This window comes from Psychrobacter sp. N25K4-3-2 (assembly GCF_015351755.1).
GTDB classification, from domain to species: domain Bacteria; phylum Pseudomonadota; class Gammaproteobacteria; order Pseudomonadales; family Moraxellaceae; genus Psychrobacter; species Psychrobacter glaciei.
Genome location: NZ_JADKLX010000002.1, coordinates 304,798 through 322,296, shown reverse-complemented (window position 1 = coordinate 322,296; position 17,499 = coordinate 304,798). Strand labels below are relative to the sequence as shown.

The 17,499-nt window shown below is 42.5% G+C and carries 14 protein-coding genes, 1 tRNA gene and 2 pseudogenes; 12 read left to right on the top strand and 5 right to left on the bottom strand.

Annotated elements, in window-relative coordinates:
• Positions 1 to 62: 62 nt before the first annotated feature.
• The 4 genes from IOD06_RS06355 (at position 63) to IOD06_RS06340 (ending at position 4,788) form a co-directional block, all read left to right on the top strand.
• The gene (locus IOD06_RS06355) at positions 63 to 707 is read left to right on the top strand and encodes a hypothetical protein (RefSeq protein ID WP_194620015.1); all 645 of its coding nucleotides are present in this window, start codon (positions 63 to 65) and stop codon (positions 705 to 707) included.
• 391 nt (positions 708 to 1,098) lie between these two features.
• A complete protein-coding gene (locus IOD06_RS06350; protein ID WP_010199670.1) occupies positions 1,099 to 1,962 on the top strand; it encodes a MoxR family ATPase in 864 nt (287 codons plus the stop codon).
• Between the two features lie 94 nt (positions 1,963 to 2,056).
• A complete protein-coding gene (locus IOD06_RS06345; RefSeq protein ID WP_194620013.1) occupies positions 2,057 to 3,280 on the top strand; it encodes a VWA domain-containing protein in 1,224 nt (407 codons plus the stop codon).
• A 311-nt stretch (positions 3,281 to 3,591) separates the two neighbouring features.
• Complete coding sequence (locus IOD06_RS06340; protein ID WP_194620011.1) at positions 3,592 to 4,788, top strand: globin domain-containing protein; 1,197 nt, start codon at positions 3,592 to 3,594, stop codon at positions 4,786 to 4,788.
• Between the two features lie 275 nt (positions 4,789 to 5,063).
• On the opposite strand, the gene IOD06_RS06335 is transcribed toward IOD06_RS06340, so the two are convergent.
• Entirely contained in the window at positions 5,064 to 5,885 is an 822-nt protein-coding gene (locus IOD06_RS06335) for a phosphodiester glycosidase family protein (RefSeq protein WP_194620009.1), read from the bottom strand.
• 83 nt (positions 5,886 to 5,968) lie between these two features.
• Positions 5,969 to 7,771 (bottom strand): FMN-binding glutamate synthase family protein, encoded by a 1,803-nt coding sequence (locus tag IOD06_RS06330; RefSeq protein ID WP_194620007.1) that lies wholly within the window; start codon positions 7,769 to 7,771, stop codon positions 5,969 to 5,971.
• 302 nt (positions 7,772 to 8,073) lie between these two features.
• Between IOD06_RS06330 and rluF the strand changes: the two genes are divergently transcribed.
• Together rluF and IOD06_RS06320 are read left to right on the top strand one after the other, a co-directional pair.
• Positions 8,074 to 9,078 carry a 23S rRNA pseudouridine(2604) synthase RluF gene (rluF, locus tag IOD06_RS06325; RefSeq protein ID WP_194620005.1) on the top strand — a complete coding sequence of 335 codons (1,005 nt, stop codon included), beginning with the start codon at positions 8,074 to 8,076 and terminating at the stop codon, positions 9,076 to 9,078.
• A gap of 101 nt (positions 9,079 to 9,179) precedes the next feature.
• Positions 9,180 to 9,623 (top strand): SRPBCC family protein, encoded by a 444-nt coding sequence (locus IOD06_RS06320; protein WP_194620003.1) that lies wholly within the window; start codon positions 9,180 to 9,182, stop codon positions 9,621 to 9,623.
• A gap of 87 nt (positions 9,624 to 9,710) precedes the next feature.
• Here IOD06_RS06320 and IOD06_RS06315 read toward each other — a convergent pair whose 3' ends face one another.
• Entirely contained in the window at positions 9,711 to 10,022 is a 312-nt protein-coding gene (locus IOD06_RS06315; protein WP_194620001.1) for a DUF1244 domain-containing protein, read from the bottom strand.
• Between the two features lie 477 nt (positions 10,023 to 10,499).
• Here IOD06_RS06315 and IOD06_RS06310 point away from each other — a divergent pair, with 477 nt between their 5' ends.
• The 4 genes and pseudogenes from IOD06_RS06310 to IOD06_RS06295 all read left to right on the top strand — a co-directional run.
• On the top strand, positions 10,500 to 11,552 hold the full coding sequence (locus IOD06_RS06310; protein WP_194619999.1) for a TRAP transporter substrate-binding protein: 1,053 nt from the start codon (positions 10,500 to 10,502) through the stop codon (positions 11,550 to 11,552).
• 170 nt (positions 11,553 to 11,722) lie between these two features.
• Positions 11,723 to 12,091 carry a hypothetical protein gene (locus IOD06_RS06305; RefSeq protein WP_194619997.1) on the top strand — a complete coding sequence of 123 codons (369 nt, stop codon included), beginning with the start codon at positions 11,723 to 11,725 and terminating at the stop codon, positions 12,089 to 12,091.
• A 115-nt stretch (positions 12,092 to 12,206) separates the two neighbouring features.
• The gene (locus IOD06_RS06300) at positions 12,207 to 13,544 is read left to right on the top strand and encodes a hypothetical protein (RefSeq protein WP_194619995.1); all 1,338 of its coding nucleotides are present in this window, start codon (positions 12,207 to 12,209) and stop codon (positions 13,542 to 13,544) included.
• Positions 13,545 to 13,650: 106 nt separating this feature from the next.
• Positions 13,651 to 14,310, top strand: a pseudogene (locus IOD06_RS06295) (TolC family protein); the annotation flags it as partial.
• Positions 14,311 to 14,575: 265 nt separating this feature from the next.
• Here IOD06_RS06295 and IOD06_RS06290 read toward each other — a convergent pair.
• Both IOD06_RS06290 and IOD06_RS06285 read right to left on the bottom strand, forming a co-directional pair.
• Positions 14,576 to 14,724, bottom strand: a pseudogene (locus IOD06_RS06290) (IS5/IS1182 family transposase); the annotation flags it as partial.
• A gap of 183 nt (positions 14,725 to 14,907) precedes the next feature.
• Positions 14,908 to 14,982 (bottom strand) — tRNA-Gly (locus IOD06_RS06285).
• Positions 14,983 to 15,241: 259 nt separating this feature from the next.
• On the opposite strand from IOD06_RS06285, the gene IOD06_RS06280 reads away from it, so the two are divergent.
• Positions 15,242 to 16,912, top strand: a complete 1,671-nt coding sequence (locus IOD06_RS06280; protein ID WP_194619991.1) for an alpha-keto acid decarboxylase family protein — start codon at positions 15,242 to 15,244, stop codon at positions 16,910 to 16,912.
• A gap of 194 nt (positions 16,913 to 17,106) precedes the next feature.
• Positions 17,107 to 17,442 (top strand): GlpM family protein, encoded by a 336-nt coding sequence (locus tag IOD06_RS06275; protein WP_320157425.1) that lies wholly within the window; start codon positions 17,107 to 17,109, stop codon positions 17,440 to 17,442.
• The last annotated feature ends 57 nt before the right edge of the window (positions 17,443 to 17,499 follow it).

The window sequence follows — 17,499 nt, the reverse complement described above, 5'->3', positions numbered from 1 at the left end:
ATATTTATCATTAAGCGCAACAACGCGACGCACAATTTATAAACGCAGGTAACTACACACGCATGGACTGGTTAAAAGGTATTATAAACAGCTTACCGCTGGAAGCCATTAGCGATATTCTCGGTGAGATTGCTATTTGGTGGGGACAGCTGGTAAAAGACGTGCCACCCGCAGACTTACCAATGTATGCGTATCTCGGTGGTGTCGTTATTGTGTTGGTATTGTGGTTGTTGGTCGCTCGTATGCTGCCGCGACCGTTGGGTGGTATGAGTTGGATGATGTTGTTTGCCGTGTTGTTGGCACCTGGCACTGCCCTTAGCGACCCAAGTGTGATTGCACCGGCCAGTATTTCTGTAGTCTATGCGATTATGATGAAAGACACAGCTGGCGCGATTACCAACATGTTACCGATATTGGTTGTCTTGGTATCAGGCTTGTTTATTGGCTTTGTTTGGCAGCTTATTCGCGGTGCGTTTGAGTCAAGTCTAGACAAAGCGCGCAGTCGTACCGCAGAAGATACGCAAGCAACCATGCAGCTGACGACGGGCAGTTATTTGACAGAAAACGCGACTTTGATGGATCCGCCTACTGTCGCTGAGCAGTCTAATAAAACGCCTTTAGCGGCTAATGCTAAAGCAGATATTAGCTTAAAAAAAGACAGCAGCTTAGCTAAGCAACCCAATGCTGAAAAGCTTGATAAGCGGTAAAGTGACATCAGAAAACTGATATCAAAATTTTGCTAGAGGCGACTGGGTCTTTGCTTTAGGCTTATGGTAAATAAAATCAAAGCCGTTATGAATAAGAGACACTGTTAATAGATAAAAGATATTATGAATAAGAGACACTGTTAATAGATAAAAGATATTATGAATAAAAAAAAGACACCATGCGTGTCTTTTTTTATGAAAAAACGTTTTATGATTGAGAGAATAAATAGTTAAAAGGCGCTTCCTATATATATTGTTTATTAGCAATTGCGAACGCATGAGTATTTTGGCAATCAATCATGCTGTGCTAATCTAAATGATTATTTATTTGCCATCGATTGCTTTTAAGCTCTTGATAGCCTTAATCTATAACAATAACTGAGACTTGATTATGACCACGACTGATAAAACGAAGAAAAGCTTTACCGGTACGCAAAACTATATAGCCACTGACGATTTGCAGCTGGCGGTTAACGCAGCGATGACGTTACAAAAGCCGCTCCTGATTAAAGGTGAGCCGGGTACTGGTAAGACGTTATTGGCAGAAGAAGTGGCTGAGAGTTTGGGTATGCCGCTGATTACGTGGCATATCAAATCAACCACCAAGGCTGAGCAAGGTCTGTACGAGTACGATGCCGTATCACGCTTACGTGACTCGCAACTGGGTGATGACAAGGTGTATGAGATTGGCAACTATATCAAGCCCGGTAAGCTATGGGATGCGTTTACCAGTAAAGAGCGTAGTGTGCTATTGATTGATGAAATTGATAAAGCCGATATCGAGTTCCCAAATGACTTGCTACATGAGCTGGACAAAATGTCTTTTTATGTCTATGAGACAGGTGAGACCATTACCGCGGCACAGCGTCCAGTGGTTATCATCACCTCGAACAATGAAAAAGAGCTGCCCGATGCCTTCTTGCGTCGTTGTTTCTTCCATTATATTGACTTCCCAGAAGAAGAGACCATGCGTCAAATCATCGACGTGCATTTTCCTGAGATTCAAGAAAAGCTGGTCAATGATGCGCTCGATATTTTTTATAAACTGCGTAATGTTCAAGGGCTTAAAAAGCCGCCATCAACGTCTGAGTTGGTTGATTGGTTAACACTATTATTGGCTGATGATATGGCACAAGCAGAGCTGGAAGAAAACTTACGCGGTGAAAAATCTATTCCGCCGTTGTATGGTGCGCTGCTCAAAAATGAAGCCGATGTGAGCTTGTTGCAACGCTTTGCTAATATGATGCGTCGTTAAGCAACAGACTATTTGTCATGATTAAAGCTCATGATTGAAGTTAATAAAACGGCTTCATTCGTCACCATATCAGCCAATAAGCGATGCGACTCTTATGTTTATCAAATTGTTCTATACCTTACGTACTTACGGTGTGCCAGTCAGTACGCGCGAGCTGCTTGATCTAAATGCTGCGCTAGATAAAGGGCTGATGATGCACCCGCATCCTGAAGATCCAGCATTGACTACCTTTGCCAGTCGCGAAGATATGTATCGGTTGATTCGATTGTGCATGGTCAAAGACGAGCGCCATTTTGATAAGTTTGATCGGGCAATGGCAGATTATTTCGAGGGTGTCGACAGTCTGGATATGGATGAGCTATTGTCTAAGCTCACAGACGTGCCTAAAGAGTGGTTAGATTTAAAGCTCGATCCAAAGAATCTGACCGAAGAGCAGCGCCGATTGCTGAAAAAATATGGCTCGTTAGAGGAGCTGATGAAAGCCTTGGAAGAGCGTCTCAAGGAGCAAAAAGAGCGTCATCAAGGCGGCAGTAAATGGGTCGGCACTGGCGGTACGTCACCATTTGGTGCCTATGGCGACCATCCAGAAGGGGTGCGTGTCGGCGGTGAGTCACGTAAGCGTAGCGCGGCTAAAGTCTGGGAGCAGCGTAAATATCGCAATCTCGATGACGACAGTCAGCTTGGCACCCGTCAGATTCAGATGGCACTACGAAACTTGCGCCAGTTTGCTCGTACTGGTAGCGCGGATGAGCTAGACATTCATGAGACTATCAAACGCACCGCCAAAAAAGGCGTGCTCGATATCCATATGCAAGCGGAGCGTCGCAATCGCGTCAAAGTATTGATGCTGTTTGATGTTGGCGGCAGTATGGATATTCATGTCGAAGCTCTGGAAAAGCTGTTTTCGGCGGCTAGAAATGAATTTAAAACCTTAGAGTTTTTTTACTTTCATAACTGTCTGTATGACTATGTCTGGAAGGATAATGATCGTCGCCACAGTGCGCCGATGCCAACGTATGAGCTGCTCAACAAATACGGTCGCGAGTATCGCGTTATCTTCGTCGGTGATGCATCAATGTCGCCATATGAGCTGATGACAGTAGGCGGTAGCGTAGAGTATATGAACAATGAGGCGGGTATTGTTTGGCTCAAGCGAGTACTTGATCATTTTGATAAAGTGGCGTGGCTGAATCCTGAAGCGCCTTCTTATTGGCAATATACCCAAACCATCGTTGAGATCAAAAAATTAGTGGATCATAAGATGTATCCGATGACGTTACATGGCGTAGAAGAGATGACCAATTATTTAGCGCGGTGATTTTGGCGTTTTCACCAACTTGTAAAACCTGTTGATTCCCATATTTTTTTGATAAAAGCAGCCGTTATGACAGCATAACGGCTGCTTTTTTGGCTAATAAATCAGCTTTATAGCAATGCGGCATTGGTATACTCAGTAAAATATGATAACATTCATTTAAAATGAATGTTATAGATAGGTTGATGGCTTTAACAAAGCTTGACGACAGAATTTTAAATTTTGTTGGCGACACTTATTTAAGTCCTTTATTTTAAAATCTCTATCTTCCATTTTTAAACTGATCAATACCATCATTTATTAAGAGAAATAACATGGCCTCACCAAAAACGTTAGAAATCGTCACCGCAACTGTTCCCGTCCTTGAAGAGCATGGAACGGCAATCACCACGGTATTTTATAAAAACATGTTTGAAGAGCATCCCGAGCTGTTGGACATATTTAACGAAACCAATCAAAAATTGGGCCGTCAACAGACGGCTCTGGCGACGACCGTATTAGCCGCTGCTAAGCACTTGGATAAATTGGCAACGTTATTGCCACAAGTCACGCAAATCAGCCACAAGCATCGTGCTTTACAAATTTTGCCCGAGCATTATCCTATCGTTGGTAAGCATTTAATCGGTGCAATCAAGGAAGTGCTGGGCGAGGCTGCCAATGACGATATCATCGATGCTTGGACAGAAGCTTATGATGAGATTGCCTCAGTATTTATTCAGATTGAACATGGCATGTATGAAGAGGCGATGTGGCAGGATTTTGCGCCTTTTGTAGTGACTAAAAAGATAGCAGCCGCTACGGATATTGCTGCTTTTACAGTTGTGCCAGTCAATGATAACGCCGACAGCAATCAAGATATTGACCTGAGCAAATTGACTTTAACCGCGGGTCAGTACATCACGGTGAAAACAGACCCAAAAGACAGTGACCATGTTGCCCTGCGTCATTACTCTTTGTATTCCGCTAGTACCGATGCAGGCATTCAGTTTGCAGTCAGACGTGACAACCGTAACGAGCATCATGGTTTGGTCTCTAACTATATGCACGACCAATTAGAAGTGGGTGACACGGTTCTATTATCGGCACCAGCGGGCGACTTTGCGCTCAAGCAAGATTTGGTACAGCAGAATGAGATTCCTCTAGTATTGATGAGTGCTGGTGTTGGCGTGACCCCTGTGCTATCTATGTTGGAGGCACAAGTATTAGGCAATCCAAAACGTCCTATCATCTGGGTTTATGCTTGCCAAAATGAAGCGCATCATGCTTTTAATACCGAAGTAAATAAGCTATTAGAAAAGGCTGAGACTGTAGAAAAGCATGTCTTCTATTTTGAGTCGGGACAACTATTAGATGAGGCATGGCTTGCTACCTTGCCTGAGCCTGCTGATATTTATGTCTGTGGCTCGATGCCATTTATGGAAAGTATGATCGATGGGTTAGTGACGTTAGATCACGGTGTCGATAGTGTCCATTACGAACCGTTTGGTCCCAAGATGAGTCTGGGCGGCTAGTTTTTAGCTGTTGACTGTTGCTAGTAATAAAAAAAGCACTTGGATGACAAAGTCGTCTCAAGTGCTTTTTATGCGACACATTATAGTCGATACTAAATAAAATGCATACAGGACACTATGCTGCAGGGCTGGTACAAGTTTCTCTCGCTTGCTGTGCCTACGCCAGTAGAGGCTACGAAAAATTTGTACCAGTCATGCTGTATCTCTTTTATATTGACATAACTATATAAAGGCAGGCAGTTGATTAGATATTAACTTTGAAATATAAAGGCATATTAATCTTTACTTTCAACCAATCCAATCATCACACCCATCTCTTTTTTATCGTGCTTATCAATGCTGGGCGCATATAATGCTGACGCAATCCCGCCATCTAAAAATAGCGCGTTTGCACAGCTTAAGTCATCCTTAAACAACGATGCAAATTGATAAAACGTGACTGGTTCATCGCTATTAACAAACTGTATGCTGCCGTCATCACAAACCCCTGCGCCATTACGAATCTTGAGTGAGGTGCTATCAGGATTAAATTGCGGGTGTATCTCGTTATTGATGACCAGCATAGGACCTGATTGAGTGGCATACCTAGGTTCTGCCTCATCATTTTTAAGCTGCTCATTTAAGGCATTGCTTTCAGTGATTTGTACTTTACCAGCTTTATCCCACCACAGCACACCATTGGGCAGTAAATGAAAATTGCCGCCACCTTCTTTGGTATTTAACGCACGAATCTCTTTACCGTCGATGACAGTATAGCCAATCGGTGCATAATTTTCGTTATACATGCCCGCATTCATGGCAAAGGTGAGTGTTTGGTTGGCTGGTAAAGTCGCTAATAAATTGTCAAAGGTCAGTAGCGGCTGACTGCTATCGGAGGGCTGCCAAAACAGCTGTAGAGAAGAGTGTTCGCTATTTAATGCATCAGCATCGACACGACAGACGCTGTAAGTAAACGGTGAATTTTGCGTCTGGCACGACCAAATTCCTGTATTACTTTCAGAATCTTGTTTGGTGATGGGTTGGCAAGCACTGACGCTTAACGTAATAAGCGCTGCTGTCAGTAGAGTGTGTGGTAAGGTGAAAACGGAACTTGGCATCAATCATCTGTCTTTTTGATAAAGAGTAAAATAGAAACGCTCACGGATAGTGAAATACTCATCACTATTTTTCAATACTATTTTCAGTCATTGCTAGGTGGAAATTCGCGAAAAGTATTGTTGACGTTGCCGATTAACTGCCCACCGCCACTGATACTCGCAAAGTTCCCAAGACTCTGTTCCGCTGATGTGATGGTTTCTCTACCTTTATCTCGTGAGTCTTTATTATAAGCAATGAGGGCATCATCATTGGCTAAGAAGCTATCAGGGTTCGCCATTACCCACATCTGATTGAACACGTCCGCGCGGGCGCTACTATTGAGCAGGGCACCTCTATCAGTGAAATAAAAGAACTTCGATAATAGCTTTATCTGCCCGTCATCGAGGCGGCGAGCAATATGATAAGGTTGTAATTGGCTTGGGTGTTGCAAGCCAACTGCACCCACGATACTGGCAAGCGATTTTAGGGTGTTTTTATGGAAGCTTGCAACACGCTCAGCTTTGCTCGGCACATCCAATGCCTTTTGACGATACGGGTCTTGGGTGGCAACGCCAGTCGGGCAAGTGTTGGTATGACACGAGCGTGATTGAATACAGCCAACGGCAAACATAAAGCCGCGCGCTGAATTACACCAGTCTGCGCCCAACGCAATCATACGGGCAATATCGAAGCCAGAGACGATTTTACCGCTCACGCCAAGTTTGATTTTATCGCGAATGCCTGCACCGACCAAGGTATTGTGTACCAATAAAAACCCTTCGACCATTGGCATGCCAACATTGTCCATAAACTCGACAGGGGCGGCACCCGTACCACCTTCTGCGCCATCGATAACGATAAAATCAGGATAATTGTCCGTCTCTATCATGGCTTTGACGATGGCCATAAACTGCCAAGGCTGACCAATACATAGCTTAAAGCCAACTGGCTTGCCACCAGATAATTCACGCAGCTGCTGCCAAAAGGCGACTAGCTCACGCGGTGTGCTAAATGCCGTATGCGAAGAGGGTGAAACGCAGTCTTGCCCCATCGGCACTTGACGTGTATCAGCGATTTCTTGAGTGATTTTGCTGGATGGTAAGACGCCACCTTTACCAGGCTTTGCGCCTTGAGATAGCTTAATCTCAATCATTTTCACTTGTGGATCAACGGCTTTTTCGGCAAAGGATTGCGGACTAAAATCACCGTTTTCATCGCGGCAACCAAAGTAACCCGTACCTAGCTCCCAAATCAAATCACCACCGAACTTGCGATGATAAGGACTGATGGCACCTTCACCCGTGTCATGGGTAAAACCGCCTATTTTTGCGCCTTGATTAAGCGCCATGATAGCGTTTGCTGACAGACTACCGAAACTCATCGCCGAGATATTAAATACCGACATATCATGCGGCTGCTGACAACGCTCACCGCCCACCATAATGCGAAAATCTTGGTTTTCTAAAGGCTGGCTAATGGCGGATTGTAAAAACCATTCTTTACCATGGGTGTAGAGATTGTCTAGTGTGCCAAAAGCATTGGTATCACTAACGTTCTTGGCACGTTGATAAACCAAGGCGCGCTGCTGGCGTGAAAACGGTACTTGTTCTTTATCGTTTTCTAACAAATACTGACGAATCTCAGGACGGAAGTCTTCAAGTACGTAGCGGATATGCCCAGCCACTGGATAGTTTCTCAAGATGGCATGCTTTGACTGTATAACGTCATAAATCCCCAAACATACCCCAAACCCGCCAAGAATAATCAGCCACCAATTCATCAATAATAGCCCTGCTAAAAACAGCAAGACAGCAGCGGCAAAAGTGCTGTAACGTAACAGCACACCGACTAAATAAGGCGAGTTGGTTTTGGGTTCAGGGTTTAGATTGGTACGAGATTGGGGCATAACGAAGCTCAATAGTAATGATTAAATATAGTATAGATAAGATGCTCAAATTTATCGTGTATATCATACGCCAATAATATCATGGCTTAATGATTATTGAGTAACGGTGTGCTAACGTTGGCTTTATTGAGTCAACCGCTTCGATTTATACGATTCTGGATATGTTTATAGGTTCTTACCCATCTCTCCTCAAAGGGACATTGAATTTCCTATATAATGTGAGCTATTTCGTTGTTAACGATCCATTCAATTTAGGCTTTTTTCTTAGCAAAAAGGCTTCTTATCAGGTAAAACGGTGCTTTATGTTTAACGCTTCCTCGACTCGTTTAAATAAATACATCAGTGAAAGTGGCATTTGCTCTAGGCGCGACGCTGACCGCTTTATTGAGCAAGGTAATGTGTACGTCAATGGCAAGCGTGCTCAAGTAGGCGCGCAAGTGGTTGCTGGAGATGCGGTGAAAGTTAACGGGCAGCTTATTGAGCCACGAGAGGCAGATGATTTTGTGTTTATTGTCTTAAATAAGCCAGTGGGCATTGTGAGCACCACAGAAAGCTCCGAGAAAAATAACATTGTCGACTTTGTGAGACACAGTTTACGTATTTTCCCCATTGGACGTCTAGACAAAGATTCCCAAGGATTAATATTTTTGACCAATAATGGCGATTTGGTCAACAAGGTGCTACGTGCTGGTAATAACCATGAAAAAGAGTATCTGGTCACGGTCAATAAGCCTTTAACCGATAGTGTTATTGAGGGTTTGGCGGGCGGTGTGCCGATGCTTGGTAAGATGACGAAAAAATGTCCAGTGACCAAAGTAGCGCCCAACGTGTTTAACATCACACTAGTTCAAGGTCTAAACCGTCAAATTCGCCGTATGTGTGAGCATTTTGGCTATGAAGTCGTCAAGCTTGAGCGTACGCGGATTATGAATGTAAGTCTTAAGGGTACGCCCGTTGGAGACTGGCGAGACTTAACCCCAAAAGAGTTGTCTGTTTTGCTTAAGTCTGTAGAAGACTCTTCTTCGCAAGACAGTAAACCGGCTAAAAAATCTCATAATGCACCACGAAAAACCCCTCGTACTGATGACTCGTCAAAAGCAAAGTCGTCTTCAAAACCAGCGGGGGCGGCAAAGGGAAATAAAAAATACTCCAAGGATGATGCTAGAAAACCAGCGGGTTCTAAAGGTAGGGATGGGCGTCCTGCTGGTCGTGGTAAGCCGTCAGGGGGTAAGGGTAAGTCTGGAGGCAATGGCAAACCTGCTACCAATGGCAGGCGTCCTTCAAAAGGCCGAGGGTCTAAGCGGTAGTAGTTTCGCGATCATAAGTTTTTGACGTGCGACTGCTTTATTCATGTTTTAAATGTCAGTAAGCTAAATAATTTCAACTTTGATCTTAACAGGATAATATTATGTTTAAAATAAAAGTAGAACGCATTGTCAAAAAACCGATTGATGAGGTGTTTGAAGCGCTGAGTGACCATGCCAGTTATGGCTCATTTAAAGCAGTAGGTGTAGCTAAGTTGGTGAATGAGGGTGACGAGGAGCGCAATGGCGTTGGGGCTTTACGTAGCATTCAAACGGGACCTGTTAAGTTTTGGGAGCGAATTACAGCGTTTGAGCGTCCTACTCATATGCAATACCAAATCGAAAAATCTCAACCTATCAAAATGCGACATGATAAAGGCATCATTGATTTAAAAGACTTGGGCGATGGCACCACACACGTGACTTGGGTATCTGAGGGTCGATTGACTGTACCGTTGCCATTAATCGGTCGCCTATTTGACCGTCAAATGCAGAAACAAGGAACCATAGGGTTTAGTAGCATACTCAAATCTATAGAAAGCCGCTAATCTAGCGGCAATGTTGGGTTTTTTGATATAATTATTTAGGACACGCCCTAGTGGTGGCTTATTTTATTTGAGCTATCACTGTTAGTTTTAATCCGATTTTTTCTTAGCCGCTTCAATCTCGTTAAAACGTGCTAACTGCTCTGGCGTTGCTTTCTGTTGATGCTTCTCTTTCCACTCAGCATAAGGCATACCATAAACAAGCTCGCGTGCATCCTCGTATTCGATTTCAATACCACGCTCCTCACCAGCAGCTTTGTACCATTTGGATAAGCAGTTACGACAAAAATCGGCAAGGTTCATCAGTTCGATATTTTGTACATCTTTACGCTCGTCTAAATGAGCTAGTAAGCGACGAAATGCCGCTGCTTCTAATTCGATGTTTGATTCTAATTTTGCCATGATATTTTCCTAATTGTAATTGAATCGTTTCAAAACTGAGATGATACTAACGATGTAAATATTGCGCAACCTGTCATGATCTATATTAAAAAAGTCTATCAGTAAACTTGGTAAACTTATTATAGTAAGGTTTATCGACTTAAAGCCTTTTAATCATGATATTAAATTACGCTTCATTCCTATCTGCTCGTTGGTCAATCGTGAGCTAAGTTTCTTCTTTGAATTCATGAATAATTTTTTTGCCAGTCACGCATCATAATGTCGTGTACCCATTTTACGTAGTATCAGCTATATCATTACTTCTAGATAATCGTCGTTAAATGATTTGACTGTTATCATTTTAGCTGTTAATTTTAAGTAGCGTTTTGAATGTTAAGCAGTTTTAATTTAAAGTGTTTATGTCTATTGAGGCAGATTAATTAAGTCTTAATATCAATCAAATGTCAAAAAAATAATCGCTATCAAAAGGAATTGATAATGAAATTAGCACCTTTTTTTTCGATAGGTGCACTAGCAGCTATTAGCCTTTTTGGTTGTTCTGGCCAATCTGATAACAGTAGCGAAGTTGCCTCAAATCAAGAAGTTACCGTTCTACGTTTCTCCCATTTTTATCCCGCCACTGCTGATGTTAATAAAGAAATTTTTGAGCCATGGGCCAAAAAAATTGGAGAAGATTCTAATGGTCGTCTTAAGGTTGAGGTATATCCATCGGCAACACTCAGTAAAGCAGATACCGCTTATGAATCCACAGTAAAGGGAACGATTGACATCGGTTCTCAAGTACAGGGTTATACTAGTGGCCGCTTTCCACTGACCCAGATTGCAGAGCTTCCCGGTTTGTCTAATTCATCAACACAGACAGGTTGTATGCTGCAAACCCTTTATGAAAATGGCACTATATCTAGCGAATATGAAGATTCACATCTCCTTTTTATGTTCGCTACCGGCCCTGGTACATTACATAGTGCTGATAAGCTTATTCGAACTCCCGAAGATATGAAAGGGATGCGTATCCGCAGGCCATCTGCTGTAGCAGGTGATATTATAGAAAGTATGGGTGCCTCTCCTGTGGGTTTACCTGCCAATGATATATATACGTCTCTACAGCGCGGTGTGGTTGATGGATTAAGCTTTCCATGGGAGGCGATCACAACTTTCAAGCTTGATGAGTTAACCAAATATCATACCAATATCCCATTTTATAGTTCTGCTCTGATGATGACTATGAATAAAGATAAATATGAAAGTTTGCCTGATGATTTAAAAAAGGTCATTGATGATAACTCAGGTATGGCTCTTACTAAGAAAGTTGGTGAGATGTGGGATAGAACTGATTTATTAGGTTTGCAAGCTGCTAAAGATAGAGGTGATGAGATCATTGATATTCCAGATCCACTTAATGATCCAGATTGGAAAGGACCTCTGCTAAAAGGAACACAAAAATACTTAGACGATGTAAGCGCATTAGGACTCGATGCCGAAAGTGTCTATGAAAAAGCAAAAGCTGCTAGTGTGGCCTGTAAGGTCTAATTATTTTTTAATATTAGGGCGTGTCATCAAATCTTCTATAAACCCCAAAAATTGGACAAAAAAAGCCTCACTTCCTATTTAAGGAGTGAGGCTTTTAGTGCTTTTTCAAGCCATATTTGGAGCGGGAAAAGAGATTCGAACTCTCGACATCAGAACGCTACTGCGGTGACATGTCGCTAACTCTGATAGCGAAAAGCCGCGAAATCAATAACGGTAGTGAAGCTATGAGTAGCTATGATATCAAGGTCGTGGTACTACAAGGGGAGTCTGCTATTGTTAATAACGCTTACGTCACAAATACGCTGTCCTCATCAAGCGTACAAAACGAGGCTGATATCAATAATAAAGTAGCTACTCCAGTACTGAACGTTAGGAACAAGCAAACCTCTCCTCATTCCAGTGCGCCAGTATGTAATGAGCGATCAGGTAAAATAGACATCACTGTCGCAGCTCAGCCTGTACGTGTTGATGGCTTCGATGCCATAGACGACTGGCTTACGAACATGGAGTCAAAGGCACAGAAGAAGTGGCGCGTTTAAAACGAAGATAATGCTTAACATTGAAGACGCTATGCGGCAGCTTTGAGTTTGTTTTCTGAGACAACAAAGCTGTCCAGTAGTACGATACGTAAAATAAACATATAAAGGACAACACATGAGCTTTAACGGAATATTCGTATGGGATGCCAAGAACGGCAAACCGACCAGCTATAGTGACGCGCAGGACATGGAAACGCAGGTGTCACACAATGCGCTAAAAAGGCATAATCCCGCCTTTATGGCAGTTGCCAAAGCAGTAGAGCAGTTTATAAAAGAAGCCAAAGCCTACTATGATGATGAAATCCTTAACATGTATAGTGACATGACAGACTGGATGGTCGACTTTACTAACCCTGTCTTAAGCATTGATCATGCTCCTGAGGAGCTCGCCATTGAGTTTTCTGCGGTCATTATCAGAGCAGCGCAAGTGCATAACCTTGTAGTATTGCATCAAGAGATCGAAGTGGTGTTTTTACCTGATGGTACGGTATTAACCGAGAATACTCCTGAGATCTGGATAGATTATGCTAAGGAGACCTTAGCGGCATGGGCACAACAGCTTGTCACACTCAAACAAGAGAACGAGAACAGAGACACGTTGCCCAGCACCAGCGCTCCCCTAAAAAAACTCATCAACCAAATAGTACGTACCCGCCTAAAAGAAGCGGGTCTTACTAAGATAAAAAAACCGGAGCCAACCGTTTTTGCTGTGGACTGCGGTAGAATCCAGCTAACACTAGCTATGTTTCCAGAGATAGACCATCTTTACAAGATAGAGGAAGGAATAGTGAGAGTTGAGTTTCTTAATTTTCTATATATCTTTATCAATGACTTTAATCCCATAAATAAGGACAAAGCGCAGGGTTCTGACAATGAGGATAGCAGTACTCTAAGGGACTTCGTCAACTTTAAATTACGTACAACACCTAAAGCCTTCTATAAAGATGAACACGAGACAATCGTTTATACCTTACTAGAGTATGAAAATGAAATACATCGCTGCGTAGATATGTTTCTGTATTTTTATAAGGTGTGTGGTAGCTTACCGATGTTATATGAGATGCTGGTCACCAACAAAGACAGTAAAGAGCTAAGCCTTTATAAGCAAGGGTATGAGTGCCAATATGTAAACTATATTCCTGCACCAGATACGCTGTTAGTAATGGCAAAGTTAACCAAGCAGCCTAACTATGACGAGCTAGTACCATATTATCGCCAAGCTTATATTGACCATAGAACCGCTATATACTTGAATAAAAAAGAGTCTTGGGAAAGAAATGAGCAAGAACTATCAGAACGAAATCTAAACTACAATAAAATAAAATTTCAAGAGATGGTGAATCCGCAAGCCACTTTTGAGCAGGAAATTGACAAGCTCATTACTTATTTAGAGACGCTAGATGTGGATGCCATAGTAAACGCACCGCCTAATAAAGCGTTGGATTTTCGATAGCGGTTAGCTACTATTTTTATTTTAGTGATCGATGAATGTTTAATCACGACACTAAACGTTGATATATTTTAAAATACCGATCTTAATTAACACTGTGCAAATACTTATGAATTTTAGAAAGTTACATATAAGAGCAATACTGTCTCTATTGGCTTACAGTGTTATCACGCCAGTATATGCTTCGGTTGGTCAATCTTCACCCACGCTATCACAGCTACAACAAGCAGCGATTAAGCGTAACCCTGAGCTGGCAGTGCAAAGAGCTGAACAAGAAGTGGCAGGAGCGGAAGTAGATATCGCTAAAAGCGAGTGGTTACCCTCTGTTTCTGCCAATATTGACAAATCTTATGGTAGAGGGTCTGGTAGCTTTTCTGATACCAGAGTCTCCAATAAACGCATCAATGATGCTGGAAAAGTTGGATTTAGTATCTCCCAAAACCTATACAATCCCATCTTGAACATCAATATAGATCAAGCAAATCTGAGTGCAAAGTCAACTGATTTTGCTATTGACCAAACGTACGATGAGCTGACCAATCGTATAGTCTCACTATTTTTAGATATTTTGGCCACACAGTCTGAGATGGTTCTTTTGGAAGGTCAGCAAGTTGCTGTCAATGAGCAAAGAAAACAAGCACAGTTAAGCTTCGAAGTAGGGACAGTGTCTATTACTGATGTACGTGAAGCCGAGGCCAAGCATGATCGCATTGCTGCGCAACTATCCGCATTGAAATGGCAAATGCAAGCAAAACAAGCAGAGCTTACAACCTTGAGCGGGGCTAAAATTGAACCCAGTACTTATGCATCAAGTATTCAGGCGCTACCAGATGTCGCCGAAGAAGATCTTACCTTATGGCTTGCTGCTATGGGTAGTCAAAATAGCCTATTAAAACAGTCTGTTATTGATTATCAAATCGCTACACTCGAAAAAAATAAATTGCAATATAAGCATTATCCAAAAGTGCAGTTGGTTGTGGAAAACAACCGTAACTTAGGTTCTTGGTCTAGTGAAGGGCAAGAGGATTATAATAATAGTAAGGTGGCAGATCACGCCAAGGACAGCCAACACACATACGATATAATACGCCTTCGACTGTTTGTCTAAGAGTCCCTTTGTCATAGATATTAAGTTCTAGTAATATAGGTCTTAGTCTTGTCCTTTGAGCATTGTACGAGGCATAGCAAACGATGTCTTTTTTGTGTGAGAACTTAAAGACTAACCGTTTGCTATTTTTTTGCCATCGTTTTATTCTCAATGTTCAACACGCCCTAGTTTGATTGGTCAACAAGATATAAAAACGCTGTAGCCCTTAAAAATTAGACAAAAAAAAGCCTCACTGTTAAGTGAGGCTTTTTAAGTATTTGGAGCGGGAAAAGAGATTCGAACTCTCGACCCCAACCTTGGCAAGGTTATGCTCTACCACTGAGCTATTCCCGCTAATTATCAATTAACTATCGTCAGTTGATGAAGGCGTATTATACGCAGTTTTTTTTACCTGTCAACACTTACGTTAAAAAAAAGTAAAGTTAGTAAAACAGGCATGTCATCCAACTGCATAGATATGTTATAACAGTTTCTTATAAAAACTATTCCAAAAGCTTTGCATTGAATAAATAGGCTGGAATACGATTTATAATTTACTTCAATTATATAAACAATCGTCAATACTTATAATGATAAGTCATAAGGATATAAAATGAGTCAACAATATACCATCGCTGATTATTTGTTTGATCGCATCGCAGAAGCGGGTGCATCGGAGATATTTGGTGTCCCTGGTGATTTTAATTTAACTTTTTTGGATAACATTCTTGCCTCTGATAAATTGCGTTGGGTGGGTAATACCAATGAGCTAAATGCCGGTTATGCTGCTGATGGTTATGCACGCGAGCGTGGGTTTGCCGCGATGGTAACTACTTTTGGTGTGGGCGAGTTGTCCGCTATTAATGCCACGGCAGGCTCTTTTGCTGAGTACGCGCCTGTATTGCATATCGTGGGAGCACCAAGTACCGCTCTACAAGACTCAAAGCGCCGTATTCATCACTCGCTTGGTGATGGCGTATTCAATCATTTTATTAAAATGGTCGAGCCAGTGACAGTGGCACGGGCGCAAATTACACCAGAAAACGCCGCCTCAGAGATTGACCGTGTCATTCGTCTGGTGCTCAAAAAGCATCGCCCCGGCTATCTGTTACTATCGCCTGATGTTGCGCGTCAGCCTATCTATCCACCAACCACCAAGCTGATCGACAGCCAAGAAGATATCACCAGTCAAGCGGCACTGGCAGATTTCAAACAAGCCTTGACGGAGTTTTTGCCAAACAAAACCATGATGCTTATGGCAGATTTGATGGTACATCGTTTAGGATTGCAAAATCAGCTCAAAGCACTGATCGCTGATACCGATATTCCTTATACCACGCTGTCTTGGGGCAAAACGCTGCTTGATGAAAACAGCGATCGCTGGGCAGGAACTTATGCAGGTGTTGCTTCGCGTCCTGTGGTCAAAGACGCGGTAGAAAACTGTGAATGCCTGATCAAAGTAGGGGTGCAGTATACCGATACGACTACCGCAGGATTCAGCCAAGATATCAATGAGGATGTGGTCGTAGACTTACATTATGAGCGTGCTGCCATTAGCGGTAAGAATTTTGCACCGATTGCACTCAAAGATGCGTTGCAAGCGTTACATGAAGTGATGACCTCAGGCATTAACATCGTACCGAAAGTTTTTTGTGAGCCGGTCAATCCTCATGAACAAAATGGCAAAGACGATGAAGCCATCCGCCAAGATGATCTGTGGCATATCATTGCTGCGCGCTTAGATCATAATAATTTGGTGTTTTCAGAACAAGGAACGGCCTATTTTGGTATCAGTGATGTGCGTCTGCCAGAAGGGGTTACCTCTTATGGGCAACCAATGTGGGGGTCGATTGGCTACACATTGCCAGCCAGCTTAGGTGCCGCTATCGCATCGCCAGACAAGCGCAGTGTTTTATTGATTGGTGATGGCTCAGCATTGTTGACTATTCAAGAACTGGCGGTCATGATTCAGGAGCGTATCAATCCAGTCATCGTCTTAATTAACAACGATGGCTATACGGTAGAGCGTGCGATTCATGGCGAAAATCAATACTACAACGATATTCCTAAATGTGATTGGCAGATCATGCCACAAGCCTTTGGTGCCAACAAAGAGAACAGTCTCATACTCAAAGTAGAAACGGCAGGTGAGCTAAAATCTGCCCTCGACAAGGCCGCTGCTACCACGGATAAATTAGTGATGATCGAGGTGATCGCGGACAAGCATGATATCCCGCCATTACTTGCAGATATCAGTGCCGCGCTGAAGCCAAAAAATGATTAATTAGTTCGCAAACAGCATTAACAATTATCAGTCATCGCCCCATTTAGCACTATTGCTAGGTGGGGTTTTTTTGAGCCTTTTTATGATGTAAGTCAATTAAGCTGTTGTTCCTCTTATATCGCTTTGCAGACTTTAGTATCATGGTGGATTGGGCTATGTTCAGCCCTTAGCATTCAACAGGAGATGATCCCGTCGTGATTTGGTTAAAAATGCTTATTGGCGCTTTAATGGTACTGGCAATTCAATTATTTGCGCAAACTCGATTTTTTTATTTGGCGGCACTTGCGCCACTTTTCCCTACTTTTACATTAATCAGTCACTTCATCGTCGGTACTGAGCGTAGTCCTGCTGATTTAAGGGTTGCATTGATATTTAGTATGCTTGGCATCATCCCGCATCTTATTTATACCTTTGTAGTGTTTTTTAGCATCAGCTATGTCAGCTTATATAAGGCACTTTTATTGGGCACCGTTGCTTGGACAATAGCGGCGGCAATTTTAGTACTTACTTGGCAATACATTCAGGCTTAGTCAGTATTGAAAAGAGTATGCCAAACAGTTTCAACTGTATTTATAGGACTGAGGGCA

Excerpts from the sequence above, each read along its gene's own strand:
- IOD06_RS06315 (WP_194620001.1), bottom strand. The coding sequence starts at position 10,022 with ATGGCAAAATTAGAATCAAACATCGAATTAGAAGCAGCGGCATTTCGT.
- IOD06_RS06340 (WP_194620011.1), top strand. The coding sequence starts at position 3,592 with ATGGCCTCACCAAAAACGTTAGAAATCGTCACCGCAACTGTTCCCGTC.
- IOD06_RS06355 (WP_194620015.1), top strand. The coding sequence starts at position 63 with ATGGACTGGTTAAAAGGTATTATAAACAGCTTACCGCTGGAAGCCATT.
- IOD06_RS06310 (WP_194619999.1), top strand. The coding sequence starts at position 10,500 with ATGAAATTAGCACCTTTTTTTTCGATAGGTGCACTAGCAGCTATTAGC.
- IOD06_RS06345 (WP_194620013.1), top strand. The coding sequence starts at position 2,057 with ATGTTTATCAAATTGTTCTATACCTTACGTACTTACGGTGTGCCAGTC.
- rluF (WP_194620005.1), top strand. The coding sequence starts at position 8,074 with ATGTTTAACGCTTCCTCGACTCGTTTAAATAAATACATCAGTGAAAGT.
- IOD06_RS06350 (WP_010199670.1), top strand. The coding sequence starts at position 1,099 with ATGACCACGACTGATAAAACGAAGAAAAGCTTTACCGGTACGCAAAAC.
- IOD06_RS06300 (WP_194619995.1), top strand. The coding sequence starts at position 12,207 with ATGAGCTTTAACGGAATATTCGTATGGGATGCCAAGAACGGCAAACCG.
- IOD06_RS06280 (WP_194619991.1), top strand. The coding sequence starts at position 15,242 with ATGAGTCAACAATATACCATCGCTGATTATTTGTTTGATCGCATCGCA.
- IOD06_RS06320 (WP_194620003.1), top strand. The coding sequence starts at position 9,180 with ATGTTTAAAATAAAAGTAGAACGCATTGTCAAAAAACCGATTGATGAG.
- IOD06_RS06335 (WP_194620009.1), bottom strand. The coding sequence starts at position 5,885 with ATGCCAAGTTCCGTTTTCACCTTACCACACACTCTACTGACAGCAGCG.
- IOD06_RS06305 (WP_194619997.1), top strand. The coding sequence starts at position 11,723 with ATGTCGCTAACTCTGATAGCGAAAAGCCGCGAAATCAATAACGGTAGT.
- IOD06_RS06330 (WP_194620007.1), bottom strand. The coding sequence starts at position 7,771 with ATGCCCCAATCTCGTACCAATCTAAACCCTGAACCCAAAACCAACTCG.